Genomic DNA, 21771 nt, shown 5'->3' on the forward strand with positions numbered 1-21771 from the left:
AGCAAAAAGCCCGCGACTTACGATAGTTGCGGGCTTTTGAATTTCAAACGCTAGGCTTAGACAGCACCTACTGACATTTTATTAATAAACTGAGAGGTTATTAATAAGTCGCGTCTTTATCTTCGATAATCACCATATCGATACTGTCATCTTTAGGGACTGACTTAGGTGCAGCTGGAGTCGCAGGCGCTGTAGTACTAGGCGTTGGGGCAGCTTGGTTATTGCTTTGATTATCCTGATTACTCGTGTTCTGGCTACTGTTTTGACTGCTGCTATTTTGATTGACAGTCGGTGGCGTAGCTGGCTCAGCTGGACGCACAGGGGCCGCTGGCGTTACCGGTCTTGGTTGACGAGTTTGGTTTTCGCTATTGTTTTGTGCCGTTTGACGGCGGCGTTCGGCTGCTTGCGCGGCACGCTGCTCTTCTAGTGCTGTCTGAAAGGCTGAGCCTGCCACTACTTCTGATACTACGGTCAGCAGTGCTGGCTGTCCAGCGATACGCGTACGTACTTGACCGCCTTGGGTACCAACGACATAGGTAAAGGCATCGTCAACAAGCATGTTGTTATTGATACGGATATTGTCATTGGCTAGGCGTGATTGTAAGCTTGGCTGATTGTTAGTGGCTTGCAGTTGGCTGGCTTGGTATAAGTCTTCACTTGGCAAAGTCATGCTGACACTCGCCTGACAGGTGGTCATGCCATTATCATTTGTGGCTTGTAATACCGCAGCGTTTTGCACATCGATGACGATACCATTGGTTTTACCAGTGACAACGCCACTACTTAAAGCAATTTCAGCATCGTTAGCGTAACTTGCTGCCAAGGTTTGCGCTTGTTGATTGAGCGTATTTTTTAAGGCTGATTTGAGGCGATCTTGTACCATTGGATCATCACAACTTACCGCTGTAGCAGCCGCGTTTTCATTAGTAGCGGTCTCTTCGGTTAGCTCGGCAGTTTCTGTGGTCTCTTCTTTTTCTGAGCGGTTACAGCCTGTAAGTACCAAACTACAGGCGATACCAATACCAGCAACCTTATACCACTTACTCAAACTCTTGTTTGCTACGCTCATCTTTTTTTGCTCCAATTTCCTGATTCGTACCGCCACTGACGGACAGTGTTTTAACATTCAAAAACTTACATGCGCATCATGACATTTAAATGTTAACAATCGTCATGCAAGTTTTGAAAACCACGTTATTATACGGCGTTTGATTTAAATGGTCATCAGTGTAGCCTATTGATATACAAATAACGTCCAACATTGTGTATAAAACCTTGCTTTGGTTGCAAAAAAGCTACAAAGACATATTTTATATCGTAGCTGCAGCTCCTACGTACGCTATATAAGTAATGCTTCTGTTCTCAGATAAATATTTTATTAGACCCCATTTTGCACAGACGATATGATAGCGATAAGAATTTTTGATAGCTATTAATAATGATAAATTTTAAAAATACCCTTTTATTGGGCCATCGCGGGGCGCGCGGTGAAGCATTAGAAAACACCTTAGCAGGCTTTAAACTGGCGCAAAACCTACAAAGCGCGGGTTTAATAGGCGTTGAATTTGATGTGCAATTAAGCGCCGATGGTCACTTGCTGGTCTTTCATGATGATAATTTACAACGCCTATGCGCTCAGCAATCCTGCATCGACCAGTTGAGTCTTGCCGAGATTGGACGCTATTTACAGTCTGGTCATCAGATTACCCCTTTGGCCAAAATAGCCTCTGTGCTAAAAGGTTTTGGCTATATTGAGCTGGAAATCAAGACACATGAGCGCACGGATTACGGCAAATTAATTAGAGCATTAATGCACGATTTAATCGATAGTCCTCTTGCCAGCTTGCCTATAGCGCTGACCAGCTTCGATGTCGAACTACACGCGCGGTTGCAACGCAATAAAACCTTACAACACATTCCGCGTGGCTTACTGATTCGCACCCCTAAAACTTTGCTAAGCGCACCGCAAACTGCCCTGCAACTTGGCTGCGTCCAGCTAGGTATTCACTATCCATTGCTGACTCAAGCTGTCATTAAGCACTGTCATCGTTATCACCTGCCAGTCAGCGCGTGGACCGTCAATGATAGCGAGACGATTAAACAGCTTATTACGTGGCAAGTCGACGTCATCATCACCGATTATCCAACCTATTTTCTCACGCGCTAAGTAAGGGATCTTCTTACCTATCTTTTTGTCATATTTCAAAAAACTTGCTTGAAAATGGCTTAAGAAAGCCAGCTAATTAATTGGCTCGATAGTCATTTATACATTTTTATCGCACACATATTTATCTTTTTACTTACACTTTCACTTAATTGCTGATAAGTAAGGGATTATTTGGGTTAATCACTACCATAACTCCTACAAGTTATTGTTATTTAGCAATATTTTTCTAGTGTATAACTGTTCACTTTACTGGTCTTTTAGGGTAATATGGAGGCTGAAATTAATATCATTAGGAATATTACATGATTGCTAAAAAAGTAATAGGCTTACCACTTAAGGGCTTGCGTTTCGCCATGAAGTCGGGTGATTCGCTTATACAGTATGCTGGTACTCAGGCGCTGCGCGTGAAGACGTGGCTTGATACTGGCAAAAGCAAAACTGATGAGGCTGCCGATACGCAGTTTGCGACGACGAGCGGTTATAAAGATGCCAATGCAGTCGCTAACTATGAGGGTATCGATCCGCTTGAGCTTGAATTTCAAAAGTCGCCAATCAACTTGGTTCCAGCGATTTTTCTAATTGCGACGCCTATTGCTGCTGCCGTCATTACGCCATGGTACCTGTTGACCCATCAAGTTAGTGCGCCAGTTTGGGGTGTGTTTGGTGCCTTTATGGTGTGGACCGGTATTAGTATCACTGCAGGCTATCACCGCCTACTGTCGCATCGCGCTTACAAAGCCCATCCCTTGGTAAAAAACTTCCTATTACTTGGCTCAACCCTGGCGGTTCAAGGCTCTGCTTTTGACTGGGTATCGGGCCACCGTACGCATCATCGTCATGTTGATGACCGCATGGAAGATCCTTATTCAGCAAGACGGGGTTTTTGGTTCAGTCATATCGGTTGGATGTTACGCAATTATCCTAGTGGTCGCTTTGATTATAAAAACATTCCTGATTTGACCAAAGATAAAGTGCTACAGATTCAGCATAAATACTATGGTTTATGGGTACTGGCTACCAACGTTGCGATGGTTGCGGCAATTGGTTGGTTAATAGGTGACGTGTGGGGCACGCTCGTATTGGCAGGTCTACTGCGCTTGGTACTGACCCACCACTTTACCTTCTTTATTAACTCGCTATGCCACATGTTTGGTACGCGTCCTTATACGGATACCAATAGTGCGCGCGATAACTTTTTCCTTGCTATCTTTACGTGGGGTGAAGGCTATCATAACTATCATCACTTCTTCCAATACGACTATCGTAATGGCGTGAAATGGTGGCAATATGATCCAACTAAATGGCTTATCTTGGGCTTATCTAAACTTGGGCTAACCAGTGAATTACGCACGGTTGACGACACCACCATTAAGCATGCTGAAGTGCAAATGCAGTTCAAAAAGGCTCAACAGCAGATTGATAATGCTACTGCAAACGGACTTGATATTCCGCATGCGATGAAGAGTTTCCAAGATCGTATCAAGTTTGAATACGAAGCCTTTACGCAAACGGTCGAAGAATGGCAAGCGCTAAAAGCCAAAACTATTGAGCTAAAAAAGACCGAGTTTGCTGATCGCCTGCATGAAGTGGAAGAGATGCTAAAGCACGACTATGCCAAAGTTGAGCAAAAGATACTGGCGCATAACAGTAATCTAAAAACGGCGTTTCGCTCTATCGGTCAAAGCCCAAAAGCGGCATAAGCGTTTATAGATTTATTATCTTAGTTTTTATTGTACGTTTCTCCTGCCCTCTATCTGTAAAGATAGGGGGCTTTTTTCGGCCATGAGTTGTGCGCTACTCGTTTACGCACTTATTATTTTTGCTCACTCACTGTTTATACAGCAATTACAAGAGATGGACAGAGTGAAACGCGGCATTATTAAGGCTATGCTATAGTAAGTTTATTACTCTCTTTACACGCTTTCATTACTCGCTTTTAACCTTAAGTTTTTATATTAAAAATACATACCTTTATATTGGAACGCACCTATGCGCTATCAAAATACTTACGTCACATTAGATACTCGCCTTTATCATGAACAGCAGCCGACACCGCTTGATAATCCGCGCGCTGGTCACTTTAACACCGAAGTTGCCAAGCAATTAGGCTGGCTCGATGACGATGAGCTGATGGCGCGTTGGGTTGAAATATTAGGGGGTCAATACGTGCCAGCTGAGTTTCGACCGCTGTCCATGGCCTATGCTGGTCACCAGTTCGGACAGTGGGCCGGACAATTGGGCGATGGGCGCGGTTTACTCATGGCGCAAGTACTCGATAATGATGATAAATTACAAGATTTACATTTAAAGGGCATTGGTCTGACCCCCTACTCACGCATGGGCGATGGGCGCGCGGTATTACGCAGTACCATTCGCGAGTATTTATGCGGTCATGCGCTGACGCAGCTTGGCATCCCTTCGTCTAATGCCTTGGGCTTTGTGGTGTCTGATACACGTGTCCGCCGTGAGCGTATGGAAGCAGGCGCGGCATTGATGCGCGTTGCTGACAGCCATATTCGCCTCGGTCATGTTGAGTGGATTGCAAGCTTTGCACCCGACTTACTTGGCGAGTTTACCGACTATATGATTGATATATACTATCCAGAATGCCGTGATAGTGAAGCGCCTGTCTTAGCATTTTTACAAGCGGTGGTTGAGCGAACCGCACGTATGATTGCCGATTGGCAATTGATTGGCTTTGCCCATGGGGTGATGAATACTGACAACCTATCGATTACGGGCAGTACCTTAGACTTTGGGCCGTTTGGTTTTATGGAACGCTTTAACCCTGCCTGGATTAACAATCATTCTGATCATACTGGACGTTATGCCTATCAAAACCAACCTGCTATCGGTCATTGGAACTTAAATATTTGGCTACCGCATTTTATGCGCTTGGACGGCGTAACACGCGATACCTTGGCTGATTGCCTAGCGCCGTATGAAGCGACCTCTATGCAGCATTATCAGCAAGGCCTCTGCCGTAAGCTTGGGCTACCGCATAGTAAAGAAAGTTTGGCTCTCGCTTTTGAGTGGTTAACCTTGTTAGAGAATAATTTGCTCGACTATAGCAACAGTTTCCGCGCGCTATTGGGTTTGGTCGCGCCAAATGAATATCCGTATGAGCAAGAATTGCTGGCAAAAATGACTGCTGAGTTTAATAATGAGGCACAGCACGTTTGGCAACAATGGTCAACAAGGTATTTAGCAGCGCTAGAGCCGTTATCTAGCGAAGCCTCTATTGAACAAATGCATAGCAATAATCCGGTTTATGTACTACGTAATAGTGTGGCACAGCGGGCGATTACGGCGGCGGAGCAAGGGCAATTTGATGAGTTAAATCGAGTCTTTGACTTGCTTGCCAATCCTTACAACGTCCAAGACATCGCCACTGAGCTTGATACCATGCCGCCCGCGCCACATGCGCCGCAAATGCCAATCAGCTGTTCTTCGTAAGAGAATACGGACAAGCTGCTATTCTGTAATGTTTTGAAACATTAGGCAATTATGGTTGATATTGAGGGGCGTTTTTTGCCATTATCAAACAGCGAAATAACGAATATCATTTTATTATATTATTCACCTAATTGAGATGACTTGACTAGGCAGTGAAATACCAATAGTGCTAGAATAACGCTTCCTGTGAGATTGCTGTTTTTACGCTGATGTCTAGTCGCCGAGCACGACCTTTTTAGTATAAATGTGCCTTAATTATCATAGTCATGATAATGAAGCATAGACATTGGTTTTTATCACCATTTACTTTATTCCAATTATTCCAACCATGGCAATTATTATGAATGACGATATCACTTTGAATACGGACACCCCTACTACGGAAAAAGAGCAGTTTGAACAATCTGCCTTACACTACCATGAGTTTCCGCGCCCCGGTAAAATCTCAGTTACGCCTATCAAGCAACTGGCCAACCAACGTGATTTGGCACTTGCTTACTCTCCAGGGGTTGCGATACCTTGTCTTGAGATTCAAAGAGATCCAGCGTTAGCGGCTAAATATACTGCTCGTAGCAACTTGGTTGGCGTGATAACCAACGGTACTGCGGTGCTTGGTTTAGGGAATATTGGTCCATTGGCCTCTAAACCTGTCATGGAAGGTAAAGGGGTTTTATTCAAAAAATTTGCTGGTATTGACGTTTTTGATATTGAAATTGCCCAAAATGATCCAGATAAGTTCATCGAAGCCGTCGCCTCGCTTGAGCCTACTTTTGGTGGTATTAACCTTGAAGACATCAAAGCCCCAGAATGTTTCAAAATCGAGCGCGAATTGCGTGAGCGCATGAACATTCCGGTATTCCATGATGACCAGCACGGTACCTCAATTATTGTTGCCGCAGCGATGCTAAACGCTTTACTTATCACTGGCAAAAAAATCGAAGAGATTAAAGTGGTCTGCTCTGGCGCAGGTGCGGCAGCTATATCTTGCTTGGATATCATTTGTGCGCTTGGTGTTGATAAAAACAACATCTTGGTATCAGACTCACGCGGTATCATCACCACTAGCCGTGAAAACCTTGATGAGACTAAGCAGCGTTATGCGCGCAATACTACCGCCACTACCATCGAAGAAGTGATGGATGATGTCGATATGTTCTTAGGCCTATCAATGCCTGGCACCTTAACTGAAGACATGGTGCGCCGTATGGCAAAAGACCCTATCGTCTTTGCCCTTGCCAATCCAACGCCTGAGATTATGCCAGAATTGGCCCATGCGGTACGTCCAGACGTCATCATGGCAACAGGTCGCTCAGATTATCCCAACCAAGTAAACAACGCGTTATGCTTCCCTTATATCTTCCGCGGTGCGTTAGACGTTGGCGCAACGACCGTTAATGAAGAGATGAAAATTGCTTGCGTAAAAGCAATCGCCGCCATGGCGCATGTTGAAGCCACGCCAATGAGCAACGTGAAAAACGTTGAGAGCACGCCAAGCTTTGGACGCGAATATTTGATTCCAGGACCTTTGGAGCCGAACTTAATCATCGAAATTGCTTCTGCTGTTGCTAAAGCGGCGATGGATTCTGGGGTTGCGACGCTACCTATCACGGATATGAAAGCCTACCGTCAACGCTTGTCTGAGTTTGTTTATAACTCAGCGTTTGTCATGAAGCCTATCTTTGCCCGCGCGAAAGCTGACCCTAAACGTATTGTTTACTGTGAAGGCGAAGACAGCAACGTCTTGCTCGCGGTACAAGTGGTGGTCGATGAGCAGTTGGCATATCCAATCTTGGTTGGTCGTCCTGCCGTCATCGAAAAGAACATCGAGAAACTTGCACTACGCCTAAAAGATGGTGAAAACATCACGATTATCAATCAAGATGATGATCCACGCTATAAAGACTACTGGCAGGGCTACTACGAGAAAAACAAACGTAATGGCGTCAGCATTGAACTTGCTCGCCGTGATGTTCGTCGTAAGACCTCTTTAATCGGTGCGTTACTGGTTGAAAATGGCGATGCCGATGGTATGATTTGTGGCACATTCAGCTACTATCAGCTCCATCTAAAATACGTCAGCAGAGTCATCGGTAAAAAAGAAGGCGTCAGTGATTTTTATGCGATGAATGCTGTCTTGATGCAAGATCGCAACATCTTTATCGCCGACACTTATATCCATGAAGACCCAACGGCTGAGCAATTGGCTGAAATGACGGTACTAGCAGCTGATCAGTTACGTCGCTTTAGCATCACGCCACGTGTGGCGTTGGTTTCGCATTCAAACTTCGGTACATCAGACCGTGCCAGCGCGGTAAAAATGCGCAAAGTACATCAGCTGCTGACAGAAATGAATGTCGACTTTGACTTCGATGGTGAAATGCAAGGTGATGCGGCACTTGATGAACATATCCGTGCCAATGACTTGCCATCAAGCAATCTAAAAGGCTCAGCAAACTTGCTTATCTTACCAACGCTTGATGCAGCAAACATTGCTTTCAACCTACTAAAAACAGCGACCAGCAGTGCCTCTATCGGTCCTATCTTGCTAGGCGCTAACAAGCCTGTACATATCCTAACCCCATCAGCAACGGCACGCCGTGTGGTGAATATGACAGCGCTTGCGGTCACTGAAGCTCAAGATTTAATCAATGAGCAGAAGTAGTTGTTTATATAGCGTATAAACACATAGCTAAGACGGTCTTCTGTTAGTTATTTATAGAAACCGTCTGCTATACTAAAACCAGTCAATACTCCTAAGCGAGTGTTGACTGGTTTTTTTTGGCAAAATGACTTAGTAAATACTGGATAAAAAAAGAGACTATTATGCAAGTGTATCTCGTCGGCGGCGCTGTCCGTGACCAATTGTTAGGTCGTCCTATCAAAGACAAAGATTTTGTCGTCGTCGGCGCGACTGTCGCAGATATGCTGGCGGCAGGTTTCCAACAAGTGGGCGCAGACTTTCCAGTATTTTTGCACCCTGTTAGCCGTGAAGAATATGCCCTAGCACGTACGGAGCGCAAACAAGGTCTGGGCTATCAAGGCTTTAGTGTGCATGCCAGCCCTGATGTCACCTTGCGTGAAGACTTGCAACGTCGTGATTTGACTGTCAATGCCATGGCAATCGAAGTCAAGAGTCTTACCGATGACACGCCCATCACTGGTAAAGTCGTTGATTACTACGGTGGATTGGATGACATTGAGAATAAAACCCTACGCCATGTCTCAAGCGCTTTTAGCGAAGACCCATTACGAGTACTGCGAACCGCGCGCTTTTATGGACGCTATTATGATTTGGGCTTTGGTATCGCCGATGAAACCTTGCTATTGATGCGCCAATTGGTAAGCTCAGGCGAGCTTGCGGATTTAAGTAGTGAACGCATTTGGCAAGAATCGAGCCGTGCCATGATGCAAGTGTCGCCGCAAGTATATTGGCAGCAGCTTTTTGAGATTGGGGCGCTAACAGAGTATTTTGCCCCGCTACATCAAGTTTGGAGCCATGCTCAATACGATCAAATACGAGAGATTGTACAAACCGCATTGTATTTCGCCGGTCAAATGCAATTAAATTTATCGCAGCGTTGGGCGTTATTAATGGCCAGTCTGAACACAGATTTATTTACTTTAAACTCTACAGAAACTCTTTCGGTTAATATAGAGGCAGCGGCTAAAGCTATTAATGAGATCGGAAACAGCGCCAAAGTGCCAAAAGCACAGACTCAATTTGCCACTTTATTTGTGCAGCAAGCGAAAAATCTTAGCCGCATAGACCAGCTGAGCGCCGCCGAGAAAATCGATCTTATTCAAGCTTGTAGCGCTCATAAAGCGCCCGATAAACTGTCGCAGCTCTTGGTCACCAGTCATGTCTTAAAACTGGCCATACAGCACCGCCAAATGATGCTCGCCTTAAATAGCTTTCATGCAATCAGCATGGATAATATTGACCAGAATCTAAAAGGCCCAGCGATAGGCGAAGCATTACGCCAACGTAGAATTGAGCATTTACAAACATAACCTGTCTTGTAAACAAGCACTTTCAACCAGCAATTTAAATAACAAAAATACCTTTAATATGAACCATGAATTTAGTTTAAGCCAATCAAAATATTCTAATACCTCAGCGCCCGTAATGGTAGTCACCGGTGGCGCTAAGCGTATTGGTGCGGCTATTGTCCGTGCCGCCCATGAGCAAGGCTACCGTGTCATTATTCATTGTCATCATAGTGAGCAAGAAGCCAATGACCTAGCCGATACGCTGAATCACAGTCGTCCTGATAGCGCGGTCGTCGTCCTTGCAGATTTGACGGTTGTTAATAATAGCGAGATGCTACAGCAATTTACTCAAAATATTATGCAAGCATTTGGGCAACTCGATGTCCTAGTGCATAACGCCTCTCGCTTTTATCCAAGTCCACTTGGTGATATAGATCTAGAGCAATGGGATGATTTATTTTTAACCAACGCCAAAGCGCCCTTATTATTAAGCCAAGCGTTATATCCTTATCTACGGACACAGCAAGGCTGTATCATTAGCCTACTCGATATCCATGCGCATAATAAACCTTTTAAAGAGTATGCCGTCTACAATATGGCAAAGGCGTCGCATCGCATGATGGTACAGTCTTTCGCGCTTGATATGGCCCCAGAGGTACGCGTCAATGGCATCGCTCCTGGCGTCAATATCCTACCAGAAGCAGATAGCGACCAAGCACTTGACCCACAGCAGCAAAAAAGCATCATCGACTCCATTCCTCTGCAGCGGATAGGCAAACCTGAGGAAATTGCCCATAGTGTGCTTTATTTGGCGCACGCCCGTTATGTGACGGGTGAAATAATTACTGTCGATGGTGGTCGCAGCCTGACATTGGCTGGCGGTGGTGTTTGACCAGGAAAAAAGTGGCTTTTTGAATAATATCTGTCTGACAGGCCATCTTTTACTTGAAAATTTAAAAAAATCGGGTATCATTGTGCGTCTAACGTTAGGGCCCATAGCTCAGTTGGTTAGAGCAGAGGACTCATAATCCTTTGGTCGTAGGTTCAAGTCCTACTGGGCCCACCAAATTCAAACCCTTACAGTCATTGACTTGTAAGGGTTTTTTATTGTCTAAAATTTGTGTGAGTGCATGGATGTGATTAATTTTTTGATACTATCTTGAGACTTTGAACCTTATAGCAATTAAAGTATGATGACTACTAACACTATGTGTAGTGGCTGAAACATTACCGTTGTTATCTACTATCTTCTTAACGGCTTCTGCTTTAAATTCTGTGCTATAAGTTCTGGTTTTCTTCGTCATGGTAAACTCTTCATCGGGTCGTTAGTTTACCAAGTTTATCTCTACGGTTTCTTCAGCATAACTCAAATAGCTTCAAGCTTGAATTCTCGGGTATATTGATTGCGTTTGCTGGTCATACTATGTTCATTCTTTGAGTTAGCATAACTTCTTAGTAGCTATCCAATTTAATGGTACTACTACACAACCCTATAATATGATACGAAAGAAAAACCTTGGTCACTATATTTCAAAATGCATCTTACGAAACTTAATAGGTGACATTCCAGTAAATTGCTTAAACTGCCGACTAAAAGCACTATGATCACCATAACCACAATTTAAAGAGATTTGCGTCACTGTGAGCTTATGGTCTGCCAAAAGACGAATCGCATGCTCTAAACGAAGTTTTTGTACAAACTGAATCGGCGACATATTAAGTACTGCCTTAAAAGTACGCTCTAGTTGTGATTGACTAAGATTCGCCAGCGTCGCTAAATGCACAATATGAATCTTTTGATCAATGTTGTTTCGTACATACTCCTCTACACTTGCCAAGCGAGCGTGCTTACGCAATATTCGCTCATTATCTTCATCGATATCGACCGATATGCCCACCATTGCTACAATACGCCGTTCTGTATTATATACCGGTAGCTTTTGCGTGATACACCACCCTAGCTGTCCAGAAGCATAGCTATGTAACTCCAGTCTATCAGTAATCTCCCTGCCCTCTTTCAGCACTTTCATATCCTGATTAAGGTAATCTTTGCCTTGAGGCTCTGAAAACACTTGCTCTGAAGTTAGCCCTACAAGTTCTTTTTTATCTTTGAACCCACTACGTTTAATCAGTGTCCTACTTACTAATTGATAACATGCTTGGCTGTCTTTCACAAAAAATACCGTGTTCGCCATAGTATCGAGCAAAGGTATTAATAATGATACGTTACCAACAAACTCCTGCAAGTTTTTTGGTCGATAAGCCTGTAGCTGTTTTGACAATCCATTTGTCGGCTCTCTTAACGATAGCATTTGCACATTTTCCATATAGCCTCTCTTGGGCTCTCCTGCTAAACCCTAAAAACATTTTAAAGAAACCTTATTACTATTTAGGCTCTGTACATAAATACTTCATTAGAAAAATAAACTTTAAAATCATTTTACCCTGAGCTTCCCTAGAGCCTAATAACTATTTAGCACGTTAGGTTAATAACATATGACCTTTATACCGTTATATCGCTCTATAACCTATGCAGAAATGCGCATTTATTCATGGAAAAACAACAAGCCCCCTTTTACGAAACGGGGCATTCTATATCTATACACTATTTATTAATAATTAAGTGCTACGAACACACCTTAATTCATGGATGAATCGGGAAGTTAATTATGTCTACCATACTTTTTAATTTTAAAATCATTGATTCGCACACTGGCGGTGAGCCTACTCGTATGGTGTACGAAGGCTTCCCAAACCTTAATGGGTATACCATTCAAGAAAAACTCCACGACTTTAAACAAAACTTTGATCATTTACGCCAAAGCATCATTCTAGAACCACGTGGCAACGATGTGCTTGTTGGCGCTTTACTGTGTGAGCCCACTGACCCTCGCGCCAAGGCTGGCGTTATTTTCTTCAATAATTGTGGCTATTTAGGTATGTGTGGTCATGGCACTATCGGTGTAATTGCCTCACTTGCTTATCAGAAAAAGATTACTCCAGGCGAGCATTACCTTGAGACAACTGTTGGTTTGGTAAAAGCTACTCTGCATGAAGACGGCAGTTGTAGTGTCCAAAATGTACCTTCTTATCGCTACCAAAAACAAGTCGCAGTTCAAGTCCCGAATATTGGCCCTGTGCATGGAGATATCGCTTGGGGCGGCAATTGGTTCTTTTTAGTGAGTGAGCATCCTCAAGCCATCAAAGCGAGTAATGTCCAATCGCTTACCCAGTTTAGCTTACAAATCAAATCTGCACTTCATGAAGCTGGCATTACTGGCGCTAATAATGGCGAAATAGATCATATAGAGCTGTTTGGTCAGAGTGAGCTCGCCAGCGCCAATAGCAAAAGCTTCGTTTTATGCCCAGGTGCCGCTTATGACCGTTCTCCTTGTGGGACCGGTACCAGTGCCAAATTAGCTTGTTTGGCAGCGGATAACCTATTAGCTCCTGGGCAGACTTGGGTTCAAGAAAGCGTTATCGGTAGTATATTTAGCGCCAGCTATCAACCTGCTGAAAGGCTTAGCGAAAATCAGTCCGTTTCTCACCCTTATCCTGACAATACTATCATCCCTACAATTCGTGGTTATGCTCATATCTGCGCAGAGAGCTCTCTAATTGTCCAAGATAGCGACCCATTTAAATGGGGTATATCTTTATAACAGTATAGATTCTTTTACAAACCTCTTCTAAGAGATATTTACAAGATTTTTAAGTAGGGACTAAAAGCAGTATTAGATCGAGCAAGACGCATCATATTAATAATCACAAGGAAGTGAGAGCAGCATGGGCAATCAAGAGTTTGATTTACATATTATCGGTGGCGGTATCATTGGCTTATGCGCTGCCGTTAGTCTGCAAGCTCGTGGAGTGCAAGTCGCTATCCTAGAAGCTTATAAAATCGCCCGCGGAGCCTCTTATGGCAATGCCGGTCATATTGCCACCGAGCAGGTCTTTCCTATTGCTGATGCCAATATATTGCAGCATGTACCAGCCATGTTATTAAACCCTGAAGGACCGCTACGCATAGACTGGCGCTACCTACCACGCTTAATGCCATGGGCTTTTAAGCTGCTATTGAATATGCGCTCAGAACCTTTTGCGCAGAGCCATCAAGCACTCTTAGCTCTCAATAGTCAAAGCCTACAAGCCTGGCAGGATTTTGCCGATAAATGGCAATTAACATCCTGGATTAAGGTACAAGGGTCTTTATTAACAGTCGAAAAGAACACTAGCCTGTACGAATTGAAAGCACATGGCCATCGTCTCAATGACCTTGGAGTGAATAACGAACTACTCTCTCAATCGGCTCTCTTAGACCTTGAGCCTGAATTAAAAGATAACCAGTTGGGCGCTTTGCTTTTCCCAGAGACCGGACACATCACTAACCTCGAAGCCATGGCTCAGAAATTAACTGATACATTCAAAGAGCTTGGTGGTCGAATCTTTGAGAACTGCCGTGTTTTGGGTGCGAAAGTGACGGCCGATAGCATCACTTTAACGACGGCCAACCGACAAATTAATGCCAAAAAAGTCATGCTAGCGGCAGGCGCGCACTCTAAAGTTTTAGCCAAACAGTTGACGGGCATCTCAGTTCCTCTCGATACGGAACGTGGTTATCATCTCATGCTGCCTAACGAAGCCACACGCTTAACCCTACCCGTTTCAAGTATGGATCGTCGCTTTATCATGACACCAATGGAAACCGGGCTACGCTTAGCGGGCACAGTAGAATATGCAGGGCTCGAGGCTCCAGCCAATATGAACCGGGCGCAAATGCTGCTAAAGCAAGCACAAGCAATGATAAAAACCCCGCTTGATAGTCAAAATAGCACGCAGTGGATGGGGTTTAGACCCTCGACCGCCGACTCGTTGCCCATTATCGACAAGTGCGGTTCCGTCCTTTTAAATTTTGGTCACCAGCATCTGGGATTGACACAAGCCGTCGTCAGTGCCGAGATGATCACGGCTTTATATTTTGGCGAGACTCCCGCTATAGACCCTACTTCTTATCGTTTAAATCGTTTTAAATAATTCAAATTTTACTTCTATGATCACTCATAGAATCTCCACTGTCGCTATTGGCATGCTGCCTACTAACGACTTTTATCATTAAATAAGGATATTTATATGAACATTCATGGCGTTTTAGTCCCTATCGTTACCCCTTTTGATGCCAATGGCGACATTGACACGCAAACTCTAACCGAACTAGTCAATGTCTTTATAGAAAAAGGCGTCACCGGTATCGTAGCCTGTGGTACCACTGGAGAATACTATACTTTTTCACCTGAAGAGCGCGAGCTCGTTCTGAGTACTATTGCTGATACTGCTAAAGGTAGAATCACTTTAATCGCTGGTATTAACAGCCTTTCGACTGATCATTCCATTGAGCTGGCACATCAAGCAAAAGCGCTAGGCTACGATGGTTTAATGCTATCAGCCAATCCTTATAGTCTTCCAGATCAAAATGGCATTATCGCTCATTTCGAAAAAGTCGCTGATGCAACAGACCTGCCTATCATTATGTACAACTTTCCCGCACGCGTAGGTGTGAATATTGAATTTGAAACGGTTGCTCATCTAGCAAAACACCCAAATATCGCAGGTATTAAAGAAAGTAGTGGCGATTTCAGCCACGCGCTGCGCATGCTACAAGCAAATTTCGACAATTTTGAAGTAGTTTGTGGTTGTGATGATCAACCGGTTGACTTCTTCTTTTGGGGTGCAAAAAGTTGGATTGCAGGTGCAGCTAACGTTTTCCCTAGCGAGCAAGTTGCCCTATTTAAAGCGACACAGCAAAGCGATTGGGATGGGGCTAAAGAGCTGATGAGTGGTATGTACCCTGCGATTCATTCTATGGAATCTGGTAACTATAATCAAAAAGCTAAAGCCGGATGCATTAACGGTACCATCGATGTCGGACCCGTACGTATACCATTAACTCCCATGTCCGATGAAGATACCCAAACGTTCTTGACGCTATTGTCATAGTCGTTCAACCACCTCCGTATTGAGAATATTACTTTATATAAAAGGACAATCTAATGAGTATGACCACGGCGCAAGTATTCGAACTCTCAAAAAAACAACAGCTTTGGGCAGGCCATCTTATAGCCTCTGAGCAAGTTTCCGAGGCTACACTACCTAACTATAGCCCTATCGACAATAACCCTATCGGTACTATTGCTAAAGGCAATCGTCAAGATGTTGACCTTGCGGTGATTGCAGCTCGCAATGCTTTTGATACTGGAGATTGGCGTCGGATGTCGCCTGCAGAGCGCAAAGTTATAATGCAGCGCTGGTGCAAGTTAATGCATGAAAACATTGATGAGCTTGCGGCATTAGACTGTGTCGATGCGGGCAAGCCAATCACAGAATGCCTCAACACCGATCTACCCGCTACGATCGAAACCTTTGAATGGTACGCCGAAACTGCTGATAAAGTATTTGGTAAGGTCGCACCTACTGGATCTGATGCACTAGGGCTTATCGTACAAGAACCAATTGGAGTAGTTGGCGCAGTATTACCTTGGAACTTCCCTGCACAAATGTACGCTTGGAAGGTCGCGCCAGCGCTAATAACCGGAAATTCAGTGATTGTTAAGCCTGCCGAACTAACGTCACTATCAGCTTATCGCTTGACGCAATTAGCGTATGAAGCCGGTGTACCAAAAGCGGCCTTACAGCTGATTTGCGGCCTTGGTGAAGAAGTCGGCGCGGCACTCGGGCAGCACATGGATGTCGATATGATTTCCTTCACCGGCTCTACCGAAGTCGGTCGATTATTTCTGCAATATTCTGCGCAAAGCAACCTAAAAGAAGTGGTCTTAGAGTGTGGTGGTAAGAGTCCACAAGTGGTGTTTGCGGATGCCCTCATCAATGAGCAAACCGTTGAGCATATTTTGTCAGCGGCTTTTTGGAATATGAGCGAAAACTGCAGCTGTGGCTCACGATTAATAGTGCACTCTAGCCAAAAGGAAGCTTTATTGAGCCTCCTACAAGAAGGTCTCAAGTCATGGAAAGTAGGTCTTCCCTATGACCCTGAAGTCGCTATTGGCCCTATGATCGAAAGGGCGCATTTCGACAAGGTAGTTTCCTACCTTGATACCGCTAAAGCTGAAGGCGCTACTTTGGTTGCAGGCGGTCGTATCCATGAGGAAGTTGGCAGTGGCTGGTATATCGAGCCCACTATTTTTGATAATGTCAGCTCAGACATGACGTTGTTCAAGGAAGAAGTCTTTGGTCCAATTCTCGCTATCACCAGCTTTGAGACTGAAGAAGAAGCCATCACGCTTGCTAATCAAAGTAGCTATGGCCTAGCTGCGTCTTTTTATACTCAAAACATCCACCGTGCTTTCCGTGTCGCAGCCGCTATAAAAGCAGGTACCGTCTCGATTAATGGCTTTTCAGAAGGAGATATTACGACACCTTTTGGTGGCTACAAACAGTCGGGCTTCGGCGGGCGTGACAATGGCCTTGAGGCACTATCTCAATACACTCAAACTAAAACTATCTGGTTGGTAAATTAAGCAAGGACGTCCCAAGAACTAATGTCAGCGTAGCCAAAAACATTACAAGGAAGTAAAGTTATGGAAAACATCATTAATACCATCGTCGGGTATATTTGGAGCGACGCGCTGGTCTATCTTGCGTTAGGCGTCGGTATCTATTTTACTATCATGACCCGCGCTGTGCAGATTCGCTATTTTAAAGAGATGATCAAGCTGCTATTCGATAAACAAACCTCATCAGCAGGGGTTAGCTCGTTCCAAGCTTTCTGCATGGCCTTATCCGGGCGTATCGGTGTCGGTAATATTGCAGGGGTCGCAACGGCTATAGCAGCCGGTGGACCTGGGGCAGTATTTTGGATGATCGTCATGGGAGTTTTGGGCGGCGCCAGTGCCTTTATTGAGTCCACTTTGGCACAGGTGTATAAGCATAAGGTAGACGATCAATATCGAGGTGGCTCACCGTTCTATATTGAAAAAGGTCTCAAGCTAAAGCCTTTTGCTATCGTCGTTGCTGTCGTGACCTGTCTCTCTTATGGCGTGCTAGTGCCTGGGGTTCAGGCAAATACTATTGCTGATTCTTTTAGTACCGCATTTAATATCCCTCCATTCGTGACTGGTATCCTAATTGTCGTACTGCTAGGCATCATCATATTTGGTGGCGTCAAGCGTATCGCTAGTTTCGCTGGCAAAGTGGTTCCGGTTATGGCCATTGGCTACATTGTTATGATGGTCATTGTGTTGGCCTTTAATGCTCACAACATTCCCTCTATGTTTGCGCTCATCTTCAAAAGTGCTTTTGGTATGGATGCTATATTCGGCGGCATGGTCGGTACTGCTATCTCATGGGGCGTACGTCGCGCTGTATTCTCTAATGTCGCGGGAGCTGGAGAAGCTACTTTTAGCTCAGCCGCAGCAGAAGTTTCTCACCCTGCTAAGCAAGGATTGGTACAGAGCTTTTCTATCTACATTGATACCGTACTCGTTTGTACCGCTACCGCTTTGATGATTCTATCAACCGGAATGTATAACGTAACTACCCCAGAAGGGGTGGCGCTGGTCGAGAATATGCCTGGCATTGAGGCCGGCACTGCATTTACACAAGCAGCGGTATCTACTGTTTTTAGCCAATACGGTAGTGGATTTGTCGCTATTGCTATTTTCCTGTTCGCATTCACGTGTTTGATTGCCTACTACTATATTGCCGAAACTACTTTGGTCTATTTGGATAACAAATTGCGCTACCCCATCCTTAAGTACTTACTAAAACTGATTTTTTTAATTGTTTGCTTCTCAGGCAGTGTGCAATCTGTCGGTATGATGTGGGCACTAGGCGACATTGGCTTTGGCAGTATGTGTTACCTAAACTTTATCGCCATTTTACTCCTAAGCAAAACTGCATTAAAGGTGCTCAAAGACTACGATGCGCAGATGAAGTTAGGGGTTAATCCTATCTTTGATCCCAGAAAGGCTGGCGTGGATAATGCAGACTTCTGGATAGGCTACAGTGATGAACATGGTCATAAATAATGGTCTTACCTATTGTTTTAAACAATAGACTGCGATATAAATTAGCCTATCAGGACTATTTCACCCACTAATTTAACGAGAAGGTTAAGGATGACTATAAATAACGACGTATTACGTGAACGCATCAGCTTATTAGGCTCATTCCTAGGAGATGCGATTTCTCGCCAGACTGGCGAAGAAACACTTAATACGATTGAAACCCTGCGTAAAGGTTTTATTCAACAACGACGCGCGCCTAACGACGCGAACCAGCGACAACTTATCGACTTCATCGCCTCGTTAGATAATCAAACCTTAAAAAACGTCATCCGCAGCTTTTCTATCTATTTCTTTTTAGCAAATCTAAGTGAGGAAAATTACTTACGCGAGCAGCGTCATGCCTTGCGTATGCAATCCGATCAAAGCTGGGAAGGCTCGTTTCGCCGCACCTTGCTTGAATGTCGCGAACGCAATATTGAACCTGCCCAAATGCAAGAGCTGATTGAGCAGCTGAAATTTATACCTGTCTTTACCGCGCATCCTACTGAAGCGCGCCGCCGTACGACCATGAATCTATTGCAGAGTCTATTTACTCATAGCGACGCCTTAAACAATCTTGCAGAAGACAGCTTTGCCTACGAGCAAGCAAAAGAAAAAACGGCGCAAACGATTGATTTATTATGGTCATCGGATGAAGTGCGTACGCGTAAGCCTTTAGTTTATGATGAGATAAATAATGGCCTGCATTATTTTAATGCCAGTTTATTCAATGCCATTCCAAAGGTTTATCGCAATATTAAAGACGCCATTGTTGACATCTATCCAGAGCTAACAGACTACCCGTTACCTGCTTTCATGAGCTTTGGCTCTTGGATAGGTGGCGATAGAGATGGTAATCCCTTTGTCACTCATGACACCACAGAAATGGCGGTATTGATGCATGCCGATACCGTACTGCGTCATTATCAAGTACTGCTAAAAAAACTGCGCCGTGAGCTTATTCATAGCGATACGATTATTAATATTGCGCCAGACGTTTATGCTCGTATAAAAGCGTACGCCACTCTCGATCAAAAAGTATTTTATTATAATCCTGACGATTACAACAATGAGCCGTACCGCAGATTGTTATCGATTATTCTTGCCAAAATAAAAGCGACCAATCGCCACATTCAAAGCAAAGGTACAGACCTCGACGCCGCACACGATGCTTACGCCAACCCGCAAGAGTTGTTAGAAGATTTACGCATCATTCGAAAAAGTGTCAATACTCATGACAAGGCTCATGGCGAAGGGCTATTACTCGATACGATTCGTCTGGTCAAAACTTGCGGCTTTCATCTAGCAGCGCTCGATATCCGCCAAGAGTCGTCTTATCATAGTGAAGTGATCGCCGATATTTTTGCCAGTGCCTCAAACTTACCAGACTATCATGCCCTCACTGAAATAGAACGCCAAGAGTGGTTGACGCGTTTACTTGCAAAGTCTGGTACACCGCTCATCTATACCGATAACTTGACTGATAAAACCCGCGAACAATTGGCTTTAATGAACTCTGTGGCGACATTACGTAAGCTGGTCGGGCAAGATACGTTTGGTAGTTATGTGATTTCGATGACCAACAATGCCAGTCAATTATTAGAAGTCTTACTACTGATGCGTTTTGCAGGCTTGTGCAGGGTTGATGGTGCAGGTCAGCTGTCTGCTGACTTACCCGTTGCGCCCTTGTTTGAAACCATCGAAGACCTTAAAAACATCGATAAGATTTTACCTGCCGTGTTGGACAATCCGCTATATCGAGGGTTGCTTGCGCACTCAGATAATACCCAAGAAATCATGTTAGGCTATTCAGATTCGTCAAAAGACGGTGGTATTATCACCTCTGCCTGGCAGCTGTATAGCGCGCAACAAAACATTAACCATATCGCTGCTAAATATGGCATCAAAACGCGATTGTTCCATGGTCGCGGCGGTTCTGTCAGTCGTGGCGGTGGCTCAACCCACAAAGCCATCGCAGCACAACCTGCCGGGACACTGCATGGAGAAATTAAAGTCACTGAGCAAGGTGAAGTCCTTTATGCCAAATATGCCAACACCGATACCGCTGTGTTTGAGCTTACCATGGGCATCACTGGTACGCTTAAAGCTTGCTCAACAAGATTTGTGGTGCAACCGCCTGAACTACCAAATTATGAAGCACTCTTTGCGCGTCTAGCCGATGCGGGTGAACAAAGTTATCGTACGCTTACTGACCATACCGAAGGGTTTTATCAGTTCTATTCACAAGTGACGCCAGTGCAGGAAATCTCTTTATTAAATATTGGCTCGCGCCCAGCGCACCGTAACAAAGGCCTGCCAAGTAAAACAACCTTGCGGGCAATTCCTTGGGTATTTGGTTGGTCTTTAGCGCGCTTCACCCTACCAGCTTGGTATGGCGTAGGTAGTGCTCTTCATAGCGTTAAAGAAGACGAAGGTTTAATGAGAGAGATGATTGATTGCTGGCCATTTTTTAACGTATTTATTAGTAATATTGAAATGGCGTTTACCAAAGCTGAGATGAGCATTGCTCAGGCTTATAGCCAATTATGTGACAATGCGAGGTTACGTGAACAGATTATGAAAGCAGTAATCGATGAGCATCACCTAACCTTCTCAGGTTTAAATTCTTTGCTCAACCAAACATCGTTATTGGCGCATCAGCAAAACCTTGCCGCATCACTGCAATGGCGAGATGCTTATTTAGATCCAATGAATTACATCCAAATAGAGTTGTTAAAACGTGCTAGACAAAAAGAGACTATAGATGATGTTAGCCATGGCGACCTTGATGTTGAAGATCCATTAATCCGTAGTATCAATGCGTTGGCAGCGGGTCTACGCAATACGGGTTAATTAATAGAGAATTACGTTCAGATATCTAACTTATGACCTAAATACATTGACTTCCTTTAATTAAATTAAGAAGGTTGAAAAGGTGTAAGGGTCAACTGATTTAGATATCTGAGCTATGATAGTAGTTAAACCTCTGTATAAGGGGCTAACTTTTGTTTTTATAACAGACGTTATAGCAAATAAAAGAATTCGTTGAATATATTAGTATATATAGTCAAACCCCCAATAATGTCAACACCACCTAAA

At 44.2% G+C, this 21771-nt stretch carries 14 protein-coding genes and 1 tRNA gene; 13 read left to right on the top strand and 2 right to left on the bottom strand.

The window, feature by feature from the left end; all coding sequences use genetic code 11:
* Positions 1-100 precede the first annotated feature (100 nt).
* Entirely contained in the window at positions 101-1069 is a 969-nt protein-coding gene (locus JMX70_RS07905; protein WP_201591010.1) for a hypothetical protein, read from the bottom strand.
* Positions 1070-1438: 369 nt separating this feature from the next.
* Between JMX70_RS07905 and JMX70_RS07910 the strand changes: the two genes are divergently transcribed.
* The 7 genes from JMX70_RS07910 to JMX70_RS07940 all read left to right on the top strand — a co-directional run bounded on the left by JMX70_RS07910 (position 1439) and on the right by JMX70_RS07940 (position 10679).
* On the top strand, positions 1439-2167 hold the full coding sequence (locus tag JMX70_RS07910) for a glycerophosphodiester phosphodiesterase (RefSeq protein WP_201591013.1): 729 nt from the start codon (positions 1439-1441) through the stop codon (positions 2165-2167).
* 302 nt (positions 2168-2469) lie between these two features.
* On the top strand, positions 2470-3867 hold the full coding sequence (locus JMX70_RS07915; protein WP_227671204.1) for an acyl-CoA desaturase: 1398 nt from the start codon (positions 2470-2472) through the stop codon (positions 3865-3867).
* A gap of 289 nt (positions 3868-4156) precedes the next feature.
* The gene (locus JMX70_RS07920; RefSeq protein ID WP_201591016.1) at positions 4157-5623 is read left to right on the top strand and encodes a protein adenylyltransferase SelO; all 1467 of its coding nucleotides are present in this window, start codon (positions 4157-4159) and stop codon (positions 5621-5623) included.
* Positions 5624-5963: 340 nt separating this feature from the next.
* Entirely contained in the window at positions 5964-8285 is a 2322-nt protein-coding gene (locus JMX70_RS07925; RefSeq protein ID WP_201591019.1) for an NADP-dependent malic enzyme, read from the top strand.
* A gap of 161 nt (positions 8286-8446) precedes the next feature.
* Positions 8447-9634 carry a tRNA nucleotidyltransferase gene (locus tag JMX70_RS07930; RefSeq protein WP_201591022.1) on the top strand — a complete coding sequence of 396 codons (1188 nt, stop codon included), beginning with the start codon at positions 8447-8449 and terminating at the stop codon, positions 9632-9634.
* Between the two features lie 58 nt (positions 9635-9692).
* Positions 9693-10505, top strand: a complete 813-nt coding sequence (locus JMX70_RS07935; protein ID WP_201591025.1) for a pteridine reductase — start codon at positions 9693-9695, stop codon at positions 10503-10505.
* A gap of 97 nt (positions 10506-10602) precedes the next feature.
* A tRNA-Ile gene (locus JMX70_RS07940) sits at positions 10603-10679 on the top strand.
* Between the two features lie 457 nt (positions 10680-11136).
* Here JMX70_RS07940 and JMX70_RS07950 read toward each other — a convergent pair.
* Complete coding sequence (locus tag JMX70_RS07950) at positions 11137-11940, bottom strand: helix-turn-helix domain-containing protein (RefSeq protein WP_201591028.1); 804 nt, start codon at positions 11938-11940, stop codon at positions 11137-11139.
* A 342-nt stretch (positions 11941-12282) separates the two neighbouring features.
* Here JMX70_RS07950 and JMX70_RS07955 point away from each other — a divergent pair, with 342 nt between their 5' ends.
* The 6 genes from JMX70_RS07955 (at position 12283) to ppc (ending at position 21525) form a co-directional block, all read left to right on the top strand.
* Positions 12283-13275 (top strand): proline racemase family protein, encoded by a 993-nt coding sequence (locus JMX70_RS07955; RefSeq protein ID WP_201591030.1) that lies wholly within the window; start codon positions 12283-12285, stop codon positions 13273-13275.
* A gap of 124 nt (positions 13276-13399) precedes the next feature.
* Positions 13400-14647, top strand: coding sequence for an NAD(P)/FAD-dependent oxidoreductase (locus JMX70_RS07960; RefSeq protein WP_201591032.1), 1248 nt, complete (start codon positions 13400-13402; stop codon positions 14645-14647).
* Between the two features lie 96 nt (positions 14648-14743).
* Positions 14744-15607 (top strand): 4-hydroxy-tetrahydrodipicolinate synthase, encoded by an 864-nt coding sequence (gene dapA, locus JMX70_RS07965; protein ID WP_201591034.1) that lies wholly within the window; start codon positions 14744-14746, stop codon positions 15605-15607.
* A 53-nt stretch (positions 15608-15660) separates the two neighbouring features.
* The gene (locus tag JMX70_RS07970; RefSeq protein ID WP_201591036.1) at positions 15661-17145 is read left to right on the top strand and encodes an aldehyde dehydrogenase; all 1485 of its coding nucleotides are present in this window, start codon (positions 15661-15663) and stop codon (positions 17143-17145) included.
* A gap of 60 nt (positions 17146-17205) precedes the next feature.
* Complete coding sequence (locus tag JMX70_RS07975; protein ID WP_201591038.1) at positions 17206-18654, top strand: alanine/glycine:cation symporter family protein; 1449 nt, start codon at positions 17206-17208, stop codon at positions 18652-18654.
* 90 nt (positions 18655-18744) lie between these two features.
* Positions 18745-21525: a phosphoenolpyruvate carboxylase gene (ppc, locus tag JMX70_RS07980; protein WP_201591040.1), complete on the top strand. Its 2781-nt coding sequence runs from the start codon at positions 18745-18747 to the stop codon at positions 21523-21525.
* Positions 21526-21771: the final 246 nt, after the last annotated feature.

It is taken from the genome of Psychrobacter pulmonis (assembly GCF_904846465.1).
Classification (GTDB): domain Bacteria; phylum Pseudomonadota; class Gammaproteobacteria; order Pseudomonadales; family Moraxellaceae; genus Psychrobacter; species Psychrobacter faecalis.

Excerpts from the sequence above, each read along its gene's own strand:
- JMX70_RS07905 (WP_201591010.1), bottom strand. The coding sequence starts at position 1,069 with ATGAGCGTAGCAAACAAGAGTTTGAGTAAGTGGTATAAGGTTGCTGGT.
- JMX70_RS07910 (WP_201591013.1), top strand. The coding sequence starts at position 1,439 with ATGATAAATTTTAAAAATACCCTTTTATTGGGCCATCGCGGGGCGCGC.
- JMX70_RS07915 (WP_227671204.1), top strand. The coding sequence starts at position 2,470 with ATGATTGCTAAAAAAGTAATAGGCTTACCACTTAAGGGCTTGCGTTTC.
- JMX70_RS07920 (WP_201591016.1), top strand. The coding sequence starts at position 4,157 with ATGCGCTATCAAAATACTTACGTCACATTAGATACTCGCCTTTATCAT.
- JMX70_RS07925 (WP_201591019.1), top strand. The coding sequence starts at position 5,964 with ATGAATGACGATATCACTTTGAATACGGACACCCCTACTACGGAAAAA.
- JMX70_RS07930 (WP_201591022.1), top strand. The coding sequence starts at position 8,447 with ATGCAAGTGTATCTCGTCGGCGGCGCTGTCCGTGACCAATTGTTAGGT.
- JMX70_RS07935 (WP_201591025.1), top strand. The coding sequence starts at position 9,693 with ATGAACCATGAATTTAGTTTAAGCCAATCAAAATATTCTAATACCTCA.
- JMX70_RS07950 (WP_201591028.1), bottom strand. The coding sequence starts at position 11,940 with ATGGAAAATGTGCAAATGCTATCGTTAAGAGAGCCGACAAATGGATTG.
- JMX70_RS07955 (WP_201591030.1), top strand. The coding sequence starts at position 12,283 with ATGTCTACCATACTTTTTAATTTTAAAATCATTGATTCGCACACTGGC.
- JMX70_RS07960 (WP_201591032.1), top strand. The coding sequence starts at position 13,400 with ATGGGCAATCAAGAGTTTGATTTACATATTATCGGTGGCGGTATCATT.
- dapA (WP_201591034.1), top strand. The coding sequence starts at position 14,744 with ATGAACATTCATGGCGTTTTAGTCCCTATCGTTACCCCTTTTGATGCC.
- JMX70_RS07970 (WP_201591036.1), top strand. The coding sequence starts at position 15,661 with ATGAGTATGACCACGGCGCAAGTATTCGAACTCTCAAAAAAACAACAG.
- JMX70_RS07975 (WP_201591038.1), top strand. The coding sequence starts at position 17,206 with ATGGAAAACATCATTAATACCATCGTCGGGTATATTTGGAGCGACGCG.
- ppc (WP_201591040.1), top strand. The coding sequence starts at position 18,745 with ATGACTATAAATAACGACGTATTACGTGAACGCATCAGCTTATTAGGC.